1 protein-coding gene is annotated in these 1,185 nt (G+C 33.5%); it reads left to right on the forward strand.

Annotated features, from left to right (window positions below; translation table 11 throughout):
• Positions 1-677 precede the first annotated feature (677 nt).
• On the forward strand, positions 678-1,175 hold the full coding sequence (locus HU235_RS22515; RefSeq protein ID WP_174881659.1) for a spore coat protein: 498 nt from the start codon (positions 678-680) through the stop codon (positions 1,173-1,175).
• The last annotated feature ends 10 nt before the right edge of the window (positions 1,176-1,185 follow it).

The raw sequence follows: 1,185 nt of genomic DNA on the forward strand, positions 1-1,185 counted from the left end.
GTAATATAGTTTATTCATATCGAGCAACCTTATACAATATGTATAAACAGGAGCATATTCATTCACAATTTGCCACAACTAATTTCATTTCACTCTCACTTGCTGCTCCAAAATATAGACGCAGGAGGGAACCTCATGAAGTGTAAAAGTTGTAATGGAACTAGATTTGAAAATTGTAAAAATTGTTCTGGGGAAGGGTTCGACTATGGAAATCATAAGTGTGATTCATGTTCTGGTGAGGGACTTATTTCTTGTTCCTCGTGTGAAGGGACAGGAAAAATTAGTTTTTTCAAATGGTTAAAAACTAGTTAAAGTTTGATAGTTTTAACTCAAACTAGTAAAAAATAAAGAAAAAAGAGAGTGGCTCAGGGAGCAAATGATTAGACCCCTCAAACACATTATATAAACAAACGATAAGGTTAGTTTCCTATATGTCAGTGTTTGTTGAAGAGGAGATCCCGTTGAGTCACCCTCTTTTTTGCAAGTTTAGTACAAGCTGTTGTTTTAAAAGACTATAAAGTGTAAAAAAACACCTAATTCCAAAACGATTAGTTTACATAATGATATTATAAAAAACTATAAATATTTTTCAAATCGCCCAATTCATCTAGGACAATTAACTAAAATTTCTCTCCTGGAATATATGTGAGTAGACTAACGTTTTAGGAGGAAAAAACATGCACTATCAATATTCAGGTAAACAAAGTCCAAGAACACTTGCATGGCATGAAACACTTGAGCTTCATGAGCTAGTAGCATTTTCATCAATTGGATTAATGAAGCTAAAAAAAGGCTTAAAAAAGATTGAATGTCCGACATTAAAGGCTATTTACCATCAAACAATTAAAGAATTAGAAGCAAACCTTAAGGAGTTATTACAATTTTACCCGCTTGCACCACGTGAAGATGAGGAAGAGAGAAATTTTGACAAAGCCTTTTATGCAGGTGATTTACTTGCGTTTTCAAAAACTGCAGTTCGAAATTATGCTGTTGCTATTACCGAAACTGCTACACCAGAATTAAGGGTCGTTCTAGCAAAACAATTGCAAATGGCAATCTTGAGCCATGCCCGTATATTTAATTACATGTACGAAAGAGGATTTTATCCATCTTATAACCTCCAGCAATTACTTAAAAACGACGTAAACTTGGCAAATAGAGCGATTTCAATGTAATGTTTAACAA

It is taken from the genome of Metabacillus niabensis (genome assembly GCF_902829255.1).
GTDB lineage: Bacteria > Bacillota > Bacilli > Bacillales > Bacillaceae > Metabacillus > Metabacillus niabensis.